This is a genomic window from Amycolatopsis sp. NPDC043889 (assembly GCF_056435645.1).
Genome location: NZ_JBWKEC010000069.1, coordinates 1,694 through 2,926 on the forward strand (window position 1 = coordinate 1,694; position 1,233 = coordinate 2,926).

The 1,233-nt window shown below is 55.0% G+C and carries 1 rRNA gene (running past one end of the window); it reads right to left on the bottom strand.

The features are described 5' to 3' along the window. Positions 1-1,178, bottom strand: a 23S ribosomal RNA gene (locus tag AC0685_RS43410) (it extends 1,491 nt beyond the left edge of the window). Positions 1,179-1,233 lie beyond the last annotated feature (55 nt).

Consider the following 1,233-nt stretch of genomic DNA (forward strand, 5'->3'; position numbering starts at 1 on the left):
GGTGGCTGCTTCTAAGCCAACCTCCTGGTTGTCTGGGCAATCCCACATCCTTTCCCACTGAGCACACACTTAGGGGCCTTAGCTGGTGTTCTGGGCTGTTTCCCTCTCGACGACGAAGCTTATCCCCCGCCGTCTCACTGCCACACTCTCACACCACGGTATTCGGAGTTTGGTTGATTTCGGTAACCCGGTAAGGCCCCTAGACCATCCAGTAGCTCTACCCCCGTGGAGAAACATGTGACGCTGCACCTAAATGCATTTCGGGGAGAACCAGCTATCACGGAGTTTGATTGGCCTTTCACCCCTACCCACAGCTCATCCCCTCAGTTTTCAACCTAAGTGGGTTCGGCCCTCCACGTCGTCTTACCGACGCTTCAGCCTGGCCATGGGTAGATCACTCCGCTTCGGGTCTAGACCACGCGACTCAGACGCCCTATTCAGACTCGCTTTCGCTACGGCTACCCCACACGGGTTAACCTCGCCACGCAGCACTAACTCGCAGGCTCATTCTTCAAAAGGCACGCCATCACCTCAACATCACAAGGATGTGCTCGGGCTCTGACGGCTTGTAGGCACACGGTTTCAGGTACTCTTTCACTCCCCTCCCGGGGTACTTTTCATCTTTCCCTCACGGTACTAGTCCGCTATCGGTCTTCAGGAAGTATTTAGGCTTACCGGGTGGTCCCGGCAGATTCACAGCAAATTCCACGAGCTCGCTGCTACTCGGGAACACCAAACAAACGATCCACAACGTGTTTTCGCGTACGGGACTCTCACCCACTCCGGTCGCCCATCCCAAGGCGTTCCACTAACACGCGTAACCGCTCCGAGAACTGTCAGATCCTCGACGCTGGGTCCCACAACACCACACACACAACGCCTGACAGCTTGACATGTGCATGGTTTAGCCTCTTCCGCTTTCGCTCGCCACTACTCACGGAATCACGGTTGTTTTCTCTTCCTACGGGTACTGAGATGTTTCACTTCCCCGCGTTCCCTCCACACACCCTATATATTCAGATGCGGGTAACACCACATAACTGGTGCTGGGTTTCCCCATTCGGAAATCCTCGGATCACAGCTCGGTTGACAGCTCCCCGAGGCATATCGCAGCCTCCCACGTCCTTCATCGGCTCCTGAAGCCAAGACATCCACCATGTGCCCTTAACAACTTGACCACAAAGATGCTCGCATCCACTCTACAGTTCTCAAACACCACACCAGAAACAAACG